Raw genomic sequence first — 20,208 nt, 5'->3', positions numbered from 1 at the left:
TTGCAAAATAATTGAAGGAAGTTACCGCTTAGTACGTTTTAATTAACTAAAATTAAAGAACTTTTACGATACACTCGCATAAACGGTCGATATTATCATCAGTGATACCCGCAACATTAATACGGCCAGAACGAACGATATAAATACCAAACTCTTCTTTCAAACGATCAACTTGTTCTGGAGTTAAGCCACTAAATGAGAACATACCATTTTGAGCAATGATGAAATCAAAGTTTTGTGTCGCTCCTTTTTCTTTTAAAAGTTGAACGAATTTAGTACGCATTGATTTGATGCGATTACGCATTTCAGCTAATTCAGCAATCCAATTTGCACGTAATTTATCATCGGCTAAAACCGTTGCAACGGCACTTGCACCGTGAGATGCTGGGTTAGAGTAGAGTACTCGAATAATTGTCTTAACGTGACTGAATGCATTGTTTGCCACTTCTGCATTGTCTGCAACAAGTGTGAAAGCACCAACACGTTCATTATATAAACCGAAGTTTTTAGAGAATGAGCTTGCAACGAGTAATTCACGGTGATTTTTAGCAAAAGTACGTAAACCAAACGCATCTTCTTCTAAGCCGTTAGCAAATCCTTGATAAGCAAAGTCGAATAATGGTAACCAACCTTTCTTTGCTGACATTTTTGCTAAAGTATCCCATTGTTCTGGGGTTGGATCTATACCAGTAGGGTTATGGCAACAACCATGTAATAACACAACATCGCCTTCTTGAGCTTGGCTAAGATCAGCAATTAAATTATCCCAATCTAATGCTTTTGTAGCTTTATCGTAGTAACGATATTCTTTTATATTTATTCCAACAGCATTGAATATAGCATTGTGGTTTGGCCAAGTAGGAGTAGATATCCATACGTTTTTAGCACTGGTTTGGCGTTTAATAAATTCAGCTGCGATACGTAATGCACCTGTGCCACCTAAACTCTGTGCTGTTTTCGCACGCCCAGAAGTTATGATTTCTGCATTTTCACCAAAAAGTAATGTTTGTGTTTGTTTGTTAAAATCAGCACGACCATCAATAGTTAAATAATTTTTGGTGTTTTCTTCAGCTAAGAGACGTGTTTCAGCTTCTTTAATTGCTTTTACAATTGGTGTTTGACCTTTTGCATCCTTATATACCCCAATACCTAAATTAATTTTATCTGTTCGGGTATCTGCTTTAAAAGCTTCACCTAAACCTAAAATTGGGTCTGCTGGAGCTGCCTGAATATGACTAAACATTGCCATTAAATTTTCCTCTCTTTGTTGTGTTGCAAAAATACCGAATTTATACGTCTAAATGCTATTTTTATCAAGTCTTAAGCGATAGGTTCGATGAGAAAATTTACATTCTCGTCCGAGTAGTCGCTTTTTTACGGCTTTACCATACCCAATTTTTACATTTTATGTTTTAATAGACACAATTTTCTCAACAGAAAAAGGTATAAAAATGAGCTGGATTGAAAGAATTTTAGGAAAAACCTCTACATCATCTTCAAGTGGAAAATCAAAGGTTCCAGAAGGTGTTTGGACAAAATGTACCAGTTGCGAACAAGTTCTATATAGTGAAGAATTAAAACGCAATATGCAGGTTTGCCCTAAGTGTGGTCATCATATGCGTATTGATCCTCGTGTGCGTTTATTAGCATTATTAGATGAGGATTCCGCAGAAGAAATGGCAACAGAATTAGAACCGCAAGATGTTTTAAAATTTAAAGATTTAAAAAAATATAAAGATCGTCTAGCCGCTGCACAAAAGCAAACGGGTGAAAAAGATGCCTTTATCGTAATGTATGGCAAACTCTACGATATGCCGGTAGTGGTTGGCTCATTCAATTTTAATTTTATGGGTGGATCAATGGGATCTGTTGTAGGGGCTAAATTTGTATTGGCTGCCGAAAGAGCATTAGCAGAAAATATCCCATTTATTTGTTTTTCTGCTTCCGGTGGTGCACGTATGCAAGAAGCATTACTCTCATTAATGCAAATGGCTAAAACCAGTGCAGTGCTTGCTAAAATGCGAGAAAAGGGAATACCTTATATTTCTGTATTAACTGATCCAACTTTGGGAGGTGTATCAGCAAGTTTAGCTATGCTAGGAGATATTAATATTGCAGAACCAAAAGCTCTAATTGGGTTTGCTGGTCCTCGTGTTATTGAGCAGACTGTTCGTGAAAAATTACCTGAAGGATTCCAACGTAGTGAATTTATTTTAGAAAAAGGAGCAATTGATATGATCGTAAATCGAAAAGATATGAGAGATACGTTGTCACGTTTAATTGCTAAAATTACTGGAAAACCAACTCCATTTCAAGCTAGTGAATTAGTTGAGGATAAAGAAAATATATAATGGTTCAATTAGTTATACCTAAAGCCACGGATTCTTTGGAAACGTGGCTTTCCTATTTAGAAAAAAGTCATTTTAAGCCAATTGATATGGGATTAGATCGTATCAGTGATGTTGCTCGCCAATTAGATCTATTAAGGCCTGCACCTTATGTTATTACTGTTGCGGGTACGAATGGTAAAGGTTCAACTTGTAAATTTATCGAAACAGCGTTATTAAAAGCGGGTTTACGTGTTGGGGTTTATAGTTCACCACATTTATTGGTCTATAATGAAAGAGTTAGAATTAATGGTAATTCTGCATTAGATGAAGATTTAATAAAAACTTTCAATGAAATAGAGCAAAATAAATCGCAATCTCTAACATATTTTGAATTTGGTACGCTTGCTGCATTTCATCTTTTTAAACAGCATCAAGTTGATATTGCCATTCTTGAAGTCGGGTTAGGAGGAAGATTAGATGCAACTAATATTGTAGATACTAATTTTGCTGTTATCACATCGATTGATATTGATCACGTAGAGTTTTTAGGCGATAACCGTGAGGATATTGGTCGAGAAAAAGCAGGTATTTTCCGAGAAAATATTCCAGTGGTTATTGGTGAACCTGATTGTCCCAAAAGTATATTAGAGCAAGCTACTCGATTTAATTGCTATGTTTCACAACGAGATATTGATTGGTCTTATTCGATTTACCAAGAAAAATTCTCTTGGCAATCAAAGGATCAAACATTAACTTTACCAATACCACAAATTCCACTACCTAATGCGGCGACTGCACTAGCAGTATTAACTCAATTACCTTTCGATATTAGTGATGAAATATTGCAAGAAACAGCCAAGATAGCAACGATGCCTGGACGTTTTCAATTATTGAAAAATCAAGATTTTGCAAAATTTTCCCACAACCGACCGCTTGCAACAGTTATTGTTGATGTTGGACATAATCCCCACGCAGCTCGTTATCTTGCAACACAGTTAGCTAATTTAAAATCTGAAAAACAACATATTTATGCAGTATTTAGTGCATTGGTAGATAAAGATATATCAGGTATTGTTGAGCCTTTAAACGATATTATTGATGAATGGTATTGTGCGGGACTAAATGGATATCGTGGGCAATCTGGTACAGAAGTTTATAATAAATTGATAAACGTATTACCTATAGCTAAAGCTTATCAATATGAACAGGTAGAAAATGCAAGTTTAGCTCTTTTTGAAAAGGCTAAAGAAAATGATGTAATTATTGTGTTTGGATCATTTCATACAGTAGCTGATTTTATGTTATGGATTAATCATTAATTTGTATATTTAAAAATAGTTAACCATTCTTGAAAAAGAAGCCTCAGAGAAAAGTATTATCTTAGGTGGACAATAAGTGTATGTTTTAGAACGAAAGAAAGAAGATCAAAAATAGATTCATACTGATTTAAATGAATGGTTAATCTATTATAATCATCATCGCACACATCAAAGAAAATGTGTTAAGGAAGAATTCCAATATAATCTAACAGGTGCGCTATTTTAAATGGAAGGCTATCTTCAATAACTATTCTGAGTCTAATCTAAACTGATGCTTTAATATAGAAGATTGCAAAAATTAAAAAATACCGTAACTAGTTTTAATAGACAAGCAGTGAGTTATTGCTGAAATTTTGTAAAAATAAAAGCGGAACTCACCGCTTGTTTATATTTTGAGAGTATACCAATTCGATTTAGTTGATGACTTTTATTGTTTGTTGATAAATTCTTCATGGCTCTGTAAACTAAAGTTTCCAAAAATTTGGATTGATAGTATGATTCGTTCATGAGAAATATTTGAATAGCATTGTTTGTCTATTGATTTAGCAAAAGGATGGAGTAATGAGATTAGCGATAGAATGTATTGAACGTATCGGGGTTGCTCAAGATATTTTGAGCTTGTTGGTTGAGAAACAAGTTAATCTTGAAGGGATTGAGTTGCAACGATTAGAGGACAAGGGCATTGTTTATGTTAAAACAGAATCTGTTGATGATAGTTTACAACGTCCACTATTAAATGCGATTAAAAAAATCTCAGGTATTAAAAAAGTCGAGTTAATTAATTACTTACCACAAGAACGTAGAAACCTTGAGTTACAAGCTGTGCTTGAGGCATTGCCTAACCCCGTTTTATCTTTGGACTTATCTGGCAATATTGAGTTTGCTAATCAGCAAGCCTATCAACTGTTATTACCTTATTACAAGTCAACTCTACCGAAAAAGAAACAAGAAAAATGCACCTCTCTTGAGAATGTGGCATTGAACGATATTTTCGTCAATTTAAATAAAACTAAATGGTATGGTGCTTTTCTTGAACAAGGTATACAGGCCCAACGCAATACTATGCAACCTATTTCTAATCCAATCCAGTTTGATAACCAAGTATGGCGTATTGATTTGTTGCCGATTGAATTATGGGAAACAGATCAAAATCATCCTTTGGGATATGTTGTTTCTTTGCAATCTCAACAATCAATGCAGTTAGATTTACGTCAATTTATGACGAATCAAAATAGTGATTTTGATTCAATTATTGCTCAAAGTCCTAAAATGAAAAAAGTGGTTGAGCAGACTAAAAAGTTTGCAATGCTAGATGCTCCTCTATTGATTCAAGGTGAAACAGGTACAGGCAAGGATATTTTTGCTAAGGCATGCCACCAATTTAGCTTTAGACGTGATCATAAATTTGTGGCGGTTAATTGTTCTGGATTACCTGAAGATGAAGCAGAAAGTGAAATGTTTGGCTATCATCGTGTAGGTTCAGAAAGTATAGGCTTTTTTGAATATGCAAATGGTGGGACTGTTTTACTGGATAATGTTTCAGATTTATCTTTAGAGATGCAAGCTAAGTTATTGCGATTTCTGAATGATGGAGTATTTCGTCGTGTTGGTGAAGATCAGGAAATTCAGGTTGATGTAAGGGTAATTTGCACTTCTCAAACACCACTCAATCAATTAGTGGAAGAGGGCAAGGTACGAGAGGACTTATATCATCGTTTAAATGTATTATCGATTACGCTACCGCCATTACGTGAACGAAAGGAAGATTTTATTCCACTTGTTGCTTATTTCATTGCACAAATTAGTTTACAGTTAGGAATTGTACCTCCTGTGTATACGGATAAATTTATCCATCATTTACAACATTATTATTGGGCGGGAAATCTTCGAGAGTTGTATAATGTTCTTTATCGTGCTTGTACTTTGAGTAATGGTACATTGCAAGTTGAAGAGTTGGACTTACCACAAGATGAATCGACGTTTTTATCCTTGGGATCAACAGAAAATATGTCACTGGATGAAATGGTGAGTCATTTTGAGGCTGCGTTACTTCGTGAATTTTATGCTGAGTATCCAAGCACGCGTAAATTAGCACAGAGATTAGGCGTATCGCATACTGCAATTGCGAATAAGTTACGTCAATATGAGATCAATAAAGAATGAAATTAGTTTATCAAGCGGTCAGTTTAGCGGTAAGTTTTGTAACATTAGGCTATGTGCCAAATACTGTTCTAGCTGCACCAAGAATTCCTGAACCGTTACTCAATAGCAGTGCAATTTATTGTACTGATACTTGGAATGGTTCTTTTAACCCACAAAGGGCAGAGGTGGGTAGTAATATTAATGTTGTTACTGAGCAGATTTATGATAAGTTGATCGAATTTGATCCTGTTGAAAATCGAATTATTCCTTCACTTGCGGAGCGATTTGAAGTCAGTGATGATGGATTAGTAATTACGTTTCATTTACGTAAGGATGTAGAATTTCAACATACGAAGTGGTTTACTCCTACTCGGAAAATGAATGCGGAAGATGTGGTGTTTTCTTTAAATCGTATGATGAATAAGGATTTTGAATTACCAGAATTAAGTGAAGAACAACAAGAAACATTACAACGTTACCATATTAATCTTGAAATCGCTGAAAGAACTTACTTCCCTTATTTTGAAAGTGTTCATTTAGAGGAATCAGTAAAGAAAGTTACTATGCTTGATAATAATACGGTTCAGATAGAGTTAATCTCACCTAATCCTGCAATCTTGGGGCATTTATCTAGCCAGTATGCTGTCATTCTTTCTAAAGAATATGCTCTTCAATTAAATGCAGATGATAACTTACAACAATTAGCTCAACTACCAATTGGTACTGGAGCGTATCAATTAGAAAATTATGCTCAGAATGATTTTGCTAGATTGAGAGCAAATACTTATTATTGGGGAGAGAAACCTCAAATTACAAATATAGTAGTAGATTTTGCTAGTTCGAGTACAGGAAGGATGGCTAAATTTTTAAATAGTGAATGTGATATTCTTGCTTTTCCTGAACCTAGTCAGATGTCTATTTTAAAAAAACAAAAAAATAGAATTATTGAGAATGAAGGTGCTAATTTAGCTTTCTTAGCGTTTAATACAAAACAGGAAATAATGCAAAATGTCTTATTGCGTAGAAAAATAGCAGAAGCGATTAACCGTAAACGTCTATTGAAAATACTATTTTACGATACAGCTAAAATTGCAGATAGTGTATTGCCTTATGCTATTTCTCATCAACAAAATAATAAGAGTTATCCTTATCAGCCTGAGCCGATCAGTAAAAAATTACGTAAAAGTAACCATTTTAATTTATGGGTTGTAGATGAGAAAAAAGTTTATAATTCACATCCTGTTAAAATGGCAGAGCTTATTCGTTCAGATCTTGCAAAGGTTGGTATTAGTTTAGATATCAGAAAAGTCAGTCGAGCCTATTTAGCGCAACAAATCGCAAATCATACAGCAGATTATGATTTGATTCTTGATGGGTGGTTAGCCAATAATTTTGAAGCAGATGATTTTTTTAGACCTATTTTGAGTTGTCAATCGGTTAATTCTATTACAAATTTATCTAACTGGTGTAACCATGAGTTTGATTCTTTACTTGATTCAGCAAAATCTTTGCCTGATGGAGATGCTAAAAATGGACTTTATGAATTTGCACAAGTGTTATTAGAAAAAGAAATACCTATTTTACCATTAATAAATGTTGATAGAATTATTGTTGCAAAGGATAAAATTGAGAATCTTTCAATTAGCCGATTTGGACATATAAATCTAGCCAAGTTGAAATTAAAAAATAACGTGGAGAATGAATAATGTTACTTGCAACATTAAGAAAGCTATTTCTTACCTTTATTACATTAGTCATTCTCTCTATCATTAGCTATAACATTTTATTAAGAGATCCATTAAATAACCTATTTGAGAATGATTTTTCAACTTATATTGATTACGTTGGTAATTTACTACAAGGAGATTGGGGAATTAGTCAAACAACAGGTGAACCTTTAGTGAAACAGATATTAGATGTTTTCCCTGCAACTATCTCTTTATGTATTGCTGTGCTAATTTTGGCATTAATTGTTGGTTTACCTCTAGGGTTTCTTGCTGCAATCTTATCTAAATATTCTGTGGGTAAGATTCTTTCTACATTAGCATCACTAAGTTTAGCATTACCTGTATTTTGGTTTGCTATTTTAATGTTGTCTTATGCTTCATTAAATCAATGGGAAATATCAGCTATAGGTGAAATACATCCAATATATCATGTTGAAGCAATAACTGGCGTGACATTCATTGATATTTTATTATCAGAATCGCCTTATAAGTTAAAAATGATGCAAAGTGCTTTACAACACTTAGCATTACCTACAATAGTTTTAGCTGTACCAGCAACGTTAGAAATGATTAGAATTATTGAACAAAGAACATTGTATATTATGCAACAAAACTATATCAAAATAGCTCAAGCTAGAGGGTGGTCGCCGTTTAAAATTTGGAAAAATCATATTCTTAGAAATACCCTTTTACCTCTTCTTCCCACAATAATTCGTAATATTACTTTAACATTTGCCTTTGCAATGTTAATTGAAAATGTAATTAGTTGGGGAGGAATAGGACGCTGGATGATAAATGCATTGGTTATTCAGGATTATCATGCTATTTCGGTTGGGGTAATTACTATTGGAGTCTTTGTGCTGTTTGTTGATTTGCTTGCAAGTATTGTTGCAACCTTATTAGACCCGTCACATAAGAAGGATTGGTATGTTAAATAAAGCGCCTGAACAGTTTAGAGAGACTGAATATTTTAGCCAATTCTTTAAGCTTTTGCGTAAAGATGCTATGGCATTAACAAGTGTCTACTTATTTATACTATTGCTAGTATTAATTTTACTCGGGCATTTAATTGCACCTTATGATACAAATAAAGAATTTATCGGTTTAGAGTTATTACCACCTTCTTGGTATAATGGAGGAGAAATCGCTCATTTTATGGGAACAGATGATCTTGGTAGGGATATATTTAGTCGTATTTTACATGGTTTTTACTATACGGCAGGTTCTGCATTATTGGTTAGTCTTGCGGTTGGTATCTTAGGTGGCATCATTGGTATATTTGCGGTAACAAGAAAAAGTCAATCAGTTTTTCTACTTAGTCATTTATTTGATACTTTTTTAGTTACTCCTATTTTATTGATTGCTATTATTATTGCAACATTGTTAGAGTCGAGTCTGATTAATGCGTGTTTAGCAATTTTTCTTGCTATGTTACCTCACTTTATTCATAAACTCTATCAGACAGCACAGCATGAATTAGAACGGGAATATGTAGTGACATTAAAGTTAGATGGTGCGAAACGTTGGGATCTTATAAAAGATGTTATTCTCCCAAATTTGACGATTACGGTAATCAAAGAACTATCTCATATCTTTGTTATTGCTATTTTAGATATCAGTGCATTGAGTTTTATCTCTTTAGGCGCTAAAAGTCCAACGCCAGAGTGGGGGGCGATGATTAGAGATTCATTTGAGCTTATTTATATTGCACCATGGACAGTTATTCTACCGGGGTTAGCAATTACATTTGTTATATTTATTATTACCATGTTAGGTAATGGTCTTGTTCGTGTATTAAGAAAATATCGGTACTAATTTTTATGGCATTATTGGATATTCGTCACTTAAGTATTGAAATTGATACGCCTAAAGGGCGTGTTAAGATGATTGATAATGTCAATCTAACCCTTGATGAAGGAAAAATTTGTGGATTGATTGGCGAATCAGGTTCGGGCAAGAGCCTGATTGCTAAAGTTATCTGTGGTTTAGTCAAAGAAGAATGGATTGTTACCGCTGATCGTTTTCGGTTTAAAGAGATTGAATTATTAAAATTATCTCCTTCACAGCGAAGAAAAAAAATTGGTGATGATATTTCAATGATTTTTCAGGATCCTCTTTTATCTCTTGATCCGAGTAAATCTGTAGGTAGACAGCTTATTCAGACTATTCGTTTTAAAGGGAAATGGTGGAAATGGTTTGGATGGAAAAAGAAAAAAGCAATTGAGCTTTTACATCGGGTAGGGATTAAAGATCATAAAGATATCATGAACAGTTACCCTTGTGATTTAACAGAGGGTGAAGCTCAAAAAGTAATTATTGCTATGGCAGTAGCAAATCAACCACGTTTACTCGTAGCAGATGAACCAACCAATGCAATGGAGGCAACAACACAATTACAAATTTATCGTTTACTTTCCAGTATGAATAAAAATTTGGGGACATCCATTATTTTGGCAAGTAACGATATTTTAAGTATTCAAAAATGGGTGGATTCTTATAATATTTTATACTGTGGGCAAACTGTTGAAATAGCAGATAAGGAAGAAATTATAAAGATGCCATTTCATCCTTATACTTCAGTGCTTTTACATAGTGTACCTGATTTTTCCCAGCCTTATCCGTTTAAAAGTAAATTAAATACCTTAAAAGGTACCATTCCCATGTTACAGGATATGCCCATTGGTTGTCGATTAGGACCAAGATGTCCATTTGCTCAAAAAAAATGTATTACTAAGCCACCTTTACGCAAATTTAAACAACATGAATTTGCTTGTCATTATCCTATCAACTTTAGAGAGCAAAATTTTCTTAAAAAATCAGATTTTGCTCTAACGATAGTACAAGATGTTGTCGAGCCTAATAATAATTTATTATAAATACTCTCGTTGTTCATCCATTAATTTTGATAAAAATTCAATTGCTACCTTTACTTTTGGAGATAGGTAGCGCCTATGAGGGTAAAGTAAGCTTATATCAAGTTTTTCTTGTTCTAGATGAGGTAAGATTGCAATGAGCCGCCCCTTCATAATTTCATCTTTAACAAGGAATTTAGGCACATTAATGATTCCTAAGCCTGCTTTCGCCATCTTAACTAAAGATTGACCATTGTTACTGTGAATTTTTCCATTAAGTTTACACTTAACATTGACCCCATTGTCATTAAACAGCCAAAAGTTTTGTTCACCATATATTAAACATTGATGGTCATCTAATTCTTCTATTGATGTTGGAGTACCATACTCTTCTAAATAAGCAGGAGATGCTACAATAGCATGCTCTGCTTGAGCAATTCTTTTAGCAACAAGAGAACTGTCTTCAAGTTTACCTATTCTTAAAACGAGATCATAGCCTTCTGCAATTACATCTACTCGACGATCGGTAAATTCAATATCTAATTTAATATTGGGATAAGTTTCCATAAATCCCCCCAGGTTAGGGGCAATAAATCTTGAACTAAAATCCATTGGTACAGATATTCTTAGTGTTCCATGTAAGCTAGATGCTGTATTTGAGATACAAGCTTCAGCATCTCTTAATTCTGTTAAGATAGGCTGACAACGTTGGTAAAATAATAATCCAGCCTCTGTTGGGGTGATTTTACGAGTTGTTCGCTGTAATAAACGTACATTTAAATGTTCTTCAAGCTGTGCAACTAGTTTACTCGCCATAGCTAGTGAAATTTTTTCCTGTTGTGCAGCTTGAGTAAAACTTTGTGTCTCAATTACTCGACAAAATAGGTTAATTGCATTGAGTTTATCCATTTTACATCCTTTATATTGTTTTTTTTAGAAAGCCTTGCTACTGTATATATATTCTATTTTAAAATTAATTAAATATAAACTATAAAGAAACAATTTGTTAGATATTTATCCTATTGTTTCTTTATTTTAGGTGGATAAATGAGCAAGTCATTAGTTATAGTTGAGTCACCAGCCAAAGCAAAAACAATAAATAAATATTTAGGCAGTGATTTTGTAGTAAAATCCAGTGTGGGACATATCCGGGATCTACCAACCAGTGGTGTAGAAAAATCAGAAAAGGTAAAGACCATTTCTACTAAAGGAATGAGTGCAGAACAGAAAGCAAAAATTAAAGCTGAAAAAGAAAAAACTGCTTTAGTTAAGCGAATGGGTATTGATCCTTATCATGGATGGAAGGCAAATTATCAAATTTTACCCGGAAAAGAAAAAGTTGTTTCTGAACTTAAGTCACTAGCCAAAAAAGCGGATCATATTTATTTAGCAACCGACTTGGATAGAGAAGGGGAAGCGATTGCATGGCATCTGAAAGAAGTCATTGGTGGCGATGATGAGCGTTTTAGTCGAGTTGTTTTTAATGAGATTACTAAAAATGCAATAAAACAAGCTTTTGAAAAGCCAGCACAATTAAATTTAGATCGTGTTAATGCACAACAAACTCGTCGTTTTTTAGATAGAGTAGTAGGCTTTATGGTTTCTCCATTACTTTGGAAAAAGGTAGCCAGAGGATTATCTGCAGGACGAGTTCAATCTGTGGCAGTTAAATTACTTGTTGAGCGTGAAAGAGAAATTAAAGCATTTAAACCTGAAGAGTTTTGGGAAATAATGACTAAAGTTTCAGCTCAATCTGGGGCGTTATCTCTTGATTTAACTCACTTTAAAGGGAAAAAATTCTCAGCTAAAAATCAAGAGCAAGCAACACAAGCGGTCACTTCGTTACAAAATTCTGCATTTATTGTCAGTGATATTGAGAAAAAACCGACATCATCAAAAGCGAAGCCGCCATTTATTACTTCAACGTTACAACAAACGGCAAGTACACGATTAGGTTTTAGTGTTAAAAAGACAATGATGCTAGCTCAACGCTTGTATGAAGCAGGTTATATAACTTATATGCGTACCGATTCAACTAATCTCAGCCAAGATGCGTTAGTTATGGCGAGAGGCTATATTGAGAAAGAGTTTGGTCAGCAATATTTACCAGAAAAACCTAATTTCTACGCAAGTAAAGAAAAAGCTCAAGAAGCCCATGAAGCGATTCGTCCATCGGATATTCAAGTTAAACAGTCTGACTTAAAAGGTATGGAGAAGGATGCTGAGCGTTTATATGATCTTATTTGGCGTCAGTTCTTAGCTTGTCAAATGCCGCCTGCTGAATATGATTCTACAAGTTTAACGGTAACAGCCGGTGATTATTCGTTAAAAACAAAGGGTAGAGTACTTCGCTTTGATGGTTGGACCAAAGTATTACCAATACAAGGTAAAACGGCAGAAGATCAAGAATTACCAGAAGTTAACCTAAATGAAACGCTATCTCTCAATGAAGTAATTCCAAGCCAGCATTTTACAAAACCACCAGCACGTTATTCTGAAGCAGCACTTGTGAAAGAGTTAGAAAAACGAGGAATTGGCCGTCCGTCAACCTATGCAGCAATTATTTCAACGATTCAAGACAGAGGCTATGTGCGTGTTGAGAATCGTCGTTTTTATGCTGAAAAAATGGGAGAGATCGTTACCGATCGTTTAAATGAATCTTTTCGTGAATTAATGAATTATGATTTCACCGCCAATATGGAAGATACACTCGATAAAATAGCATCGGGTAATACTAATTGGAAAGATGCATTAGATAGCTTCTTTAGTGATTTTTCTGAGAAGTTGACCACAGCAGAGTTGGATGAACTTGAGGGTGGTATGCGTCCTAATAATCTGGTTGAGACCGATATTCTTTGTCCAACTTGTGGACGTAAGATGGCTATTCGTACTGCAAGTACAGGAGTATTTCTTGGTTGTACTGGCTATGCGTTACCACCAAAAGAACGGTGTAAAACAACGATTAATTTAATTCCAGAATCCGAATTACTGAATGTATTAGATGAAAATTCAGAAACGAATGCATTATTACATCGTAAACGTTGTCCTAAATGTAATACAGCAATGGATAGCTATTTAATTGATCCCGAAAGAAAAATTCATATCTGTGGAAATAATCCAAATTGTGATGGCTATTTAATAGAAGAAGGCTCTTTTAAAATCAAGGGCTATGATGGTCCAGTCGTTGAATGCGATAAATGCGGTGCAGATATGCATCTCAAGCTAGGTCGTTTCGGGAAATATATGGCGTGTACAAATTGTGATAACACCAGAAAAATACTGAAAAATGGTGAAGTTGCACCGCCAAGAGAAGAACCAGTTCCATTCCCTGAATTAAAAACTGAAAAATCAGATGCGTACTTTGTTTTACGTGATGGTGCCAGTGGAGTATTTATGTCCGCTCATAATTTTCCTAAATCACGTGAAAGTAGAGCAGCTAAGGTTGCAGAATTAGCGCAATATCGCGAAAGATTGCCAGAGAAATTACAATATTTAGCGGATGCACCAACACAAGATCCTGAAGGTAATGATGCTATTATCCGGTTTAGTCGTAAAGAAAAACGACAATACATTACTTCCGAAAAGAATGGTAAAGCAACAAAATGGATAATGGATTACCTAGATGGAAAATGGGTAGAGCGTAAAAAATAAACAATTTAACTGTGAAACATAAGCGGTAAGATTCTCTATAAATCTTACCACTTATTTTTATGCAAAGTTATATTTCTGTTTTCTCTTTATATTCACAAAGATCTTCAATGATACAAGAACCACAACGAGGTTTGCGGGCAATACAGGTATAGCGACCATGTAAGATTAACCAATGATGAACATCTACTTTAAATTCATCAGGTACAACTTTCAGTAGTTTTTCTTCAACCTTTACAACGTCTTTTCCTGGAGCAAAGTTTGTGCGATTAGATACTCTAAAAATGTGGGTATCAACTGCAATAGTCGGTTGACCAAATGCTGTATTTAACACTACATTAGCTGTTTTACGTCCCACTCCTGCTAAAGCTTCTAATTCTTCACGAGTTTGAGGTACTTCACCATTATATTTTTCAATTAAATCTCGACAGGTTTTAATAATATTTTCAGCCTTACTGTTATAAAGTCCTATTGTTTTTATGTAAGATTTTAACCCTTCCACACCAAGATCTAAAATTGCTTGAGGTGTATTTGCCACAGAGTAGAGTTTTGCGGTGGCTTTATTTACCCCTACGTCAGTTGCCTGTGCGGATAAAATTACCGCAATGAGTAATTCAAATGGATTAGTATAATTCAATTCTGTGGTAGGATGAGGGTTTTGCTCTCGTAATCTAGTTAAAATTTCTATCCGTTTTGCTTTATTCATTAAAAGTACCCTTGATCCCATAACATTTTGACTACCATAATAAGTGACATTGTCACGATAATTGGTTTAATAATTTTCTTTCCATTGGTAACAACTAATCTGGCTCCTAAATTTCCACCGAGAAATTGAGCTATCATCATAATAAAGCCTATTTTCCAAATAATTGCTCCACCAATAGCGAAGAAAATAAGCGCAGCAATATTAGATGTAAAATTAAGTACTTTTGCATGAGCAACACTTTTGGTTAAATTAAATCCAAGAAGTGCTACAAATGCTAAAGTAAGGAATGATCCTGTAGCTGGACCAAACATCCCATCATAAAATCCAATACCTAAAGAAGCAGTACAGCCAAATAATAAATAACTAATACGTTGTTTTCTATCTTCCTCTCCCAGTTGTGGGCTAAATAAAAAATAAATTCCAATAATCATAACCAGAAAAGGTAAAATAATTTTCAGATCATCTACATTAATAAGCTGAACTAAAATAGTTCCACAAGTTGCACCGATAAACGTCATTAAAATTAAAAAGCGAATTTGTTTGAGATTAATTGCTTTTTTTCTTATAAAATAGAATGAAGCAGCAAAAGATCCGCCACAAGATTGTAATTTATTTGTGCCCAATACAAGGGTAGGTGGAATACCTACTGCAAGTAATGCGGGGATGGTAATCAACCCCCCTCCTCCAGCAATAGCATCAATAGTTCCTGCAATAAAGGAAGCAAGAAAGAGTAATGCTATTACATCAAAAGTTAAATCAATCATTTATAAACAACCATCTCATTTCTGTGTAATGCAACAGAACCGAATTCATAGCCTAAAGTTGGTTCTATCTCACTAGATTTTTTCCCTTTGATTAAGGATAAGGCTTCGCTATTGTAGCGAGAAATACCAAGGGCAATAAGATTACCTTCTGTATTAATCACTTTGATTACTTCACCTCGAGCAAACTGGCCTTCAATTTTTTTAATACCAGCAGGAAGTAATGACTTATGTTCAGTTATCAGAGCAACACTAGCTCCTTCATCAACATAAAGAATTCCCGCAGGTGGAGCACCAAAGAGCCATTGTTTTTTGCTTTCTAATTTATCTAATTGTGCAATAAATTTTGTACCGTTCTCTAAACCTTGAGCAATATCGACAATAACATTAGTTTTTTCACCAGATGCAATAATCGTTTCCACTCCCGAGCGAGTCGCAATATCTGCAGCAATAATTTTAGTACTCATTCCGCCAGTACCAAGTGTTGTCCCACTACCACCTGCCATTTGTCTTATTTCTGGTGTGATTTTTTCAACTATAGGAATACATTTAGCATTAGGGTTCTTTCGAGGATCGCTATCAAATAATCCTTCTTGGTCGGTAAGTAGAATAAGTTGTTCAGCTTGAGCCAGAATCGCTACTAGAGCTGATAAATTATCATTATCACCGATTCGAAATTCAGCGGTCGCTACTGCATCGTTTTCATTAATGATAGGAATAATTTGTTGCTCAAGAAGAGCATTGAGAGTGTCTCGAGCATTTAAAAAGTGTTCTTTATTTTCAATATCTGCACGGGTTAATAACATTTGTCCTATTTTAATACCATAAATAGAAAAAAGATTTTCCCATACTTGAATTAATTGACTTTGCCCTACGGCGGCTAGGAGTTGTTTGCTTGCAAGTGTTTTAGGTAATTCCCTGTGGTTTAAATATTCTCTCCCTGCTGCAACTGCACCAGAAGATACGAGAACAATTCTGAACCCTTGTTGATGCAAATCCGAAACTTGTTTTACTATATCTAACATATGTGGTCGACTTAAATTCTTTGAACTATGTGTTAGAGTGCTTGTTCCAAGTTTGATAACGATTGTTTTAGACATAATTGTAAATAAAATAAATAAAGTATTCGCCTATTATCTGATAAAATCCTGCTGTTTAAAAGGAGAATAGATGTATGCAAATAAGTTTGATTGTTGCGAGGACATTAAATCATGCCATTGGTAAAAATAATACAATGCCTTGGCATTTACCTGTTGATTTAGCATGGTTTAAAAAGAATACAGTAGGCAAACCGGTTATTATGGGGCGAAAAACCTATCAATCAATAGGACGGTTGTTACCTAATCGTCTCAATATTATTTTGTCACGTTCAGATATAGATATTGAAGGGGCATATATAGCAAAGACTTTAGAACAAGCGGTTGAATTAGCAAAAAGTTTTGTAAATGTTGATGAAGTTATGGTTATCGGAGGAGGAGAATTATTTAGACAAGCAATGCCTTTAGCTACAAAACTTTATCTTACAGAGATTCAAGAAAATATTGATGGGGATACTTTCTTTGAATTTACAGAACAAGATTGGAAATTAGAAAAAGAAGAGTATTCAAAGATTGATGATAAAAATAAATATGCGTGTCATTTTATGATTTTCTCTGCAAAAAATAAATCTTAAAATATAGAAGCTCAGATTCAATCTGACAACCTCTTAAAAAGAGAAGGTTTTCTATTTAGAATATAAGTGGCAATAAGCTAAAATTAATCTGATAGAGTCGCTCTTTTAAATAGAAAACCGTCAGATTGTATTTAATTTTCTATGCTTTAAGGTATTTTTTAAGCATCTAATCGATGAAACTGTGAGTATATTCACAAAAATATAACATTCCGCTTTCATATTTGTTAAATATTAATAGAATAGCGCCTTCAAACTTGATCTTGATCTTTTAATTTTTTATTTATATATGGAGTGCTGAATGGCTCTTTTTCTTAGTATTTTTCCAATTGCTTTACTAATCTATCTAATGGTAAAACGTAACGCATTACCTTCTTACGTTGCATTACCTTGGATTGCAGTAGTTGTTCTTATTATTCAATTAATTTTCTTTGGTACAGATATTACGACAGTTAGTGCCAATATAGCTTCTGCTATAATATCGGTACAAACTCCAATCACCGTTATCTTTGGAGCGATTCTTTTCAATCGTTTCTCTGAAATATCAGGTGTTACAAATACCTTACGTAAATGGTTAGGAACAATTACTCCTAATCCAGTAGCTCAAATTATGATTATTAGTTGGGCATTCGCATTTATGATTGAAGGAGCGAGTGGTTTTGGTACTCCAGCTGCAATTGCAGCACCTATTTTAGTCGGTTTAGGTTTTAATCCATTAAAAGTTGCAATGCTTGCATTAGTAATGAATTCTGTTCCTGTATCATTTGGTGCAGTTGGCACACCGACTTGGTTTGGGTTTGGTGCATTAAATCTAGGAGATGTTCAAATTCTTGAAATTGGCTCAATGACAGCGGTTATTCATGCTTTTGCAGCATTAATTATTCCAATCATGGGGTTACGCTTGATCGTATCATGGGAAGATATTCGTAGAAATTTACTTTTCGTCTATATCAGTATTTTTGCGTGTGTTGTACCATATTTCTTCTTAGCTCAAGTGAATTATGAGTTTCCATCATTAGTTGGTGGTGCTATTGGTTTGCTTATTTCTGTATTTGTAGCCACTAAAGGTATTGGTTTAGCAAAAGTTGAAGATACTTTATCAGGTTCAGTAACAAAAGGGGAAGTTGCCAAAGCATTATTCCCAACAGGTTTATTGATTATTATATTAATTGTAACTCGTCTTCAAGAGTTACCATTTAAAGCAATGATGAATGATGCTACTTCTTGGTTTAGTGTTCAATTAGGGTCATTAGGTCTGTTTGATGTGAGTCAAAGCCTTATTTTCAGCTTAAAAAATATTTTTGGTACAACCACGACTGCAAGTTATAAATTCTTATATGTTCCAGCATTTATTCCATTTGTTGTTACCGTATTAATTGCAATTCCTGTATTCGCAGTTTCTGGAAGCAAAGTAAAAGATGTATTTGTTGGTAGTTTAAAACAAACTAAAAATCCATTCTTTGCACTTGTTGGCGCATTAGTTATGGTTAACTTAATGCTAGTTGGTGGTGATGATTCAATGGTAAAAATCATCGGTAGAAGTTTTGCTGCAGCAACTGGAGAATATTGGACATTATTTGCATCTTACCTTGGTGCAGTTGGTGCTTTTTTCTCAGGATCAAATACAGTATCTAACTTAACTTTTGGTAGTGTACAATTATCAACAGCAGAAATAACAGGTTTATCAGCAACATTAGTGTTAGCTTTACAATCTGTTGGTGGAGCAATGGGTAATATGGTATGTATTAATAATATCGTTGCTGTAAGCTCAGTACTAAATATTGATAATAAAGAGGGTGTAATTCTTAAGAAAACTGTAGTACCAATGATCGTATACGGTATTATTGCTGCGTTAGTTGCATTCTTTATTATCCCTATTTTTTATGTAGTGTAATGATAAGTAATAGTTAATTTATAAGCGGTCTGATTTTGTAATTAATTTGTAAAATCAGATCGTTTTTTGTTATCTAGATTATTTATAGATGTCAATTTTCAAATTATAAAGGTAAGAGAGTAGGAATAAATGCAAAGATTTGGGGAATACTTGTAATGTTATTCCCCATAAGATAATCATATTAGATTATAGTTTGCTTAAATCAACTAATGCATCAGATGTAATATCAGCAATACTTTTATTACTTGTTAACGTCATTGCAACGTTCATTTCTTTTTTAAAGATATCAAGCATATTCTCAACACCTGCTTGGCCATTTGCCCCAAGCGCATAAACAAAAGAGCGACCTAACATACAAGCATCTGCACCTAATGCGATCATGCGTACGATATCTAACCCATTACGCACACCTGAATCAGCTAAGATTTTAAGATCACTTTTTACCATATCTGCAATTGGAGGAAGAGCTTTAGCACTAGATAAAACACCATCTAATTGACGACCTCCATGATTAGAAACCACTATACCATCTGCACCGAATCTAACCGCATCTTTTGCATCTTCAGGATCAAGAATACCTTTAACTATCATAGGCCCATCCCAAAATTCACGAATCCATTCTAAATCTTTCCAAGAGATCGATGAGTCAAAGTTTTCAGCTAACCATTCCATGTAGTTGTCTAATCCTATCTGTTTTTTCATATAATAAGAAATATTACCTAAGGAATGTGGTTTACCTTTAATCCCTACATCCCATGCCCAAAATGGATGCATTGCACCTTGAATTATGCGACGAATTTCTTTATAAGGTCCAGTCATTCCTGTATGCATATCACGGTATCTTGCTCCCGGTACTGGTAAGTCAACAGTAAAAACAAGAGTTGAGCATCCTGCGGCTTTTGCTCTTTCCAATACATTTTTCATAAATCCACGATCTTTTAAAACATAAAGTTGAAACCACATTGGTCTATTGATTTTAGGTGCAACTTCTTCAATAGGACATATAGATACAGTAGACATTGTGAAAGGGATTCCTTTATTATCAGCTGCTTTTGCTGCTTGAACTTCACCACGACGTGCATACATACCTAATGCACCTACTGGCGCAAGAATTGCTGGAATAGAGAGTTTTTCACCAAATAATTCAATTCCAGTGTCTA

At 34.3% G+C, this 20,208-nt stretch carries 16 protein-coding genes and 1 pseudogene; 11 read left to right on the top strand and 6 right to left on the bottom strand.

Annotated features, from left to right (window positions below):
- Positions 1-52: 52 nt before the first annotated feature.
- Positions 53-1,243 (bottom strand): amino acid aminotransferase, encoded by a 1,191-nt coding sequence (locus Q1J40_RS08345; protein WP_301099682.1) that lies wholly within the window; start codon positions 1,241-1,243, stop codon positions 53-55.
- A 208-nt stretch (positions 1,244-1,451) separates the two neighbouring features.
- Here Q1J40_RS08345 and accD point away from each other — a divergent pair, with 208 nt between their 5' ends.
- The 8 genes and pseudogenes from accD (at position 1,452) to Q1J40_RS08310 (ending at position 10,394) form a co-directional block, all read left to right on the top strand.
- Positions 1,452-2,351, top strand: a complete 900-nt coding sequence (gene accD, locus Q1J40_RS08340) for an acetyl-CoA carboxylase, carboxyltransferase subunit beta (protein WP_301099670.1) — start codon at positions 1,452-1,454, stop codon at positions 2,349-2,351.
- Positions 2,351-3,649: a bifunctional tetrahydrofolate synthase/dihydrofolate synthase gene (gene folC, locus Q1J40_RS08335; protein ID WP_301099669.1), complete on the top strand. Its 1,299-nt coding sequence runs from the start codon at positions 2,351-2,353 to the stop codon at positions 3,647-3,649. Before accD ends, folC begins: the two co-directional genes overlap by 1 nt.
- Before the next feature lie 561 nt (positions 3,650-4,210).
- Positions 4,211-4,546 (top strand): annotated as a pseudogene (locus Q1J40_RS09165) (sigma-54-dependent transcriptional regulator); the annotation flags it as partial.
- Between the two features lie 321 nt (positions 4,547-4,867).
- A complete protein-coding gene (locus Q1J40_RS08330; RefSeq protein ID WP_301099681.1) occupies positions 4,868-5,812 on the top strand; it encodes a sigma 54-interacting transcriptional regulator in 945 nt (314 codons plus the stop codon).
- Positions 5,809-7,497, top strand: a complete 1,689-nt coding sequence (locus tag Q1J40_RS08325) for an ABC transporter substrate-binding protein (protein ID WP_301099668.1) — start codon at positions 5,809-5,811, stop codon at positions 7,495-7,497. Before Q1J40_RS08330 ends, Q1J40_RS08325 begins: the two co-directional genes overlap by 4 nt.
- A complete protein-coding gene (locus Q1J40_RS08320; protein ID WP_301099667.1) occupies positions 7,497-8,456 on the top strand; it encodes an ABC transporter permease in 960 nt (319 codons plus the stop codon). The genes Q1J40_RS08325 and Q1J40_RS08320 overlap by 1 nt, the downstream gene beginning before the upstream one ends.
- The gene (locus Q1J40_RS08315; RefSeq protein ID WP_301099666.1) at positions 8,446-9,333 is read left to right on the top strand and encodes an ABC transporter permease subunit; all 888 of its coding nucleotides are present in this window, start codon (positions 8,446-8,448) and stop codon (positions 9,331-9,333) included. Before Q1J40_RS08320 ends, Q1J40_RS08315 begins: the two co-directional genes overlap by 11 nt.
- A 5-nt stretch (positions 9,334-9,338) precedes the next feature.
- Positions 9,339-10,394 carry an oligopeptide/dipeptide ABC transporter ATP-binding protein gene (locus tag Q1J40_RS08310; protein WP_301099665.1) on the top strand — a complete coding sequence of 352 codons (1,056 nt, stop codon included), beginning with the start codon at positions 9,339-9,341 and terminating at the stop codon, positions 10,392-10,394.
- Here the strand turns inward: Q1J40_RS08310 and Q1J40_RS08305 are convergent.
- A complete protein-coding gene (locus Q1J40_RS08305; protein ID WP_301099664.1) occupies positions 10,389-11,279 on the bottom strand; it encodes a LysR family transcriptional regulator in 891 nt (296 codons plus the stop codon). The two genes, Q1J40_RS08310 and Q1J40_RS08305, sit on opposite strands and share 6 nt — an antisense overlap.
- Positions 11,280-11,417: 138 nt before the next feature.
- Here Q1J40_RS08305 and topA point away from each other — a divergent pair, with 138 nt between their 5' ends.
- Complete coding sequence (gene topA / locus Q1J40_RS08300; protein ID WP_301099663.1) at positions 11,418-14,021, top strand: type I DNA topoisomerase; 2,604 nt, start codon at positions 11,418-11,420, stop codon at positions 14,019-14,021.
- A 67-nt stretch (positions 14,022-14,088) separates the two neighbouring features.
- Here the strand turns inward: topA and nth are convergent, their stop codons facing one another.
- The 3 genes from nth to proB are packed head-to-tail and all read right to left on the bottom strand — an operon-like array spanning position 14,089 to position 16,585.
- A complete protein-coding gene (nth, locus tag Q1J40_RS08295; protein WP_301099662.1) occupies positions 14,089-14,724 on the bottom strand; it encodes an endonuclease III in 636 nt (211 codons plus the stop codon).
- Positions 14,724-15,485: a TSUP family transporter gene (locus Q1J40_RS08290; protein ID WP_301099680.1), complete on the bottom strand. Its 762-nt coding sequence runs from the start codon at positions 15,483-15,485 to the stop codon at positions 14,724-14,726. The genes nth and Q1J40_RS08290 overlap by 1 nt, the downstream gene beginning before the upstream one ends.
- Positions 15,485-16,585: a glutamate 5-kinase gene (proB, locus tag Q1J40_RS08285; RefSeq protein WP_301099661.1), complete on the bottom strand. Its 1,101-nt coding sequence runs from the start codon at positions 16,583-16,585 to the stop codon at positions 15,485-15,487. The genes Q1J40_RS08290 and proB overlap by 1 nt, the downstream gene beginning before the upstream one ends.
- Positions 16,586-16,659: 74 nt before the next feature.
- Between proB and Q1J40_RS08280 the strand changes: the two genes are divergently transcribed.
- Together Q1J40_RS08280 and Q1J40_RS08275 are read left to right on the top strand one after the other, a co-directional pair.
- Positions 16,660-17,157 (top strand): dihydrofolate reductase, encoded by a 498-nt coding sequence (locus Q1J40_RS08280; protein WP_301099660.1) that lies wholly within the window; start codon positions 16,660-16,662, stop codon positions 17,155-17,157.
- Between the two features lie 298 nt (positions 17,158-17,455).
- A complete protein-coding gene (locus Q1J40_RS08275) occupies positions 17,456-19,048 on the top strand; it encodes an L-lactate permease (protein WP_301099659.1) in 1,593 nt (530 codons plus the stop codon).
- Between the two features lie 186 nt (positions 19,049-19,234).
- On the opposite strand, the gene lldD is transcribed toward Q1J40_RS08275, so the two are convergent.
- On the bottom strand, positions 19,235-20,208 hold a 974-nt coding region (lldD, locus tag Q1J40_RS08270), incomplete at its 5' end, for an FMN-dependent L-lactate dehydrogenase LldD (protein WP_301099658.1).

The organism is Otariodibacter sp., from assembly GCF_029256985.1.
Classification (GTDB): Bacteria; Pseudomonadota; Gammaproteobacteria; order Enterobacterales; family Pasteurellaceae; genus Otariodibacter.
Note: the sequence above shows the minus strand (reverse complement) of the source record. Positions and strands in the feature narration are given on the sequence as shown.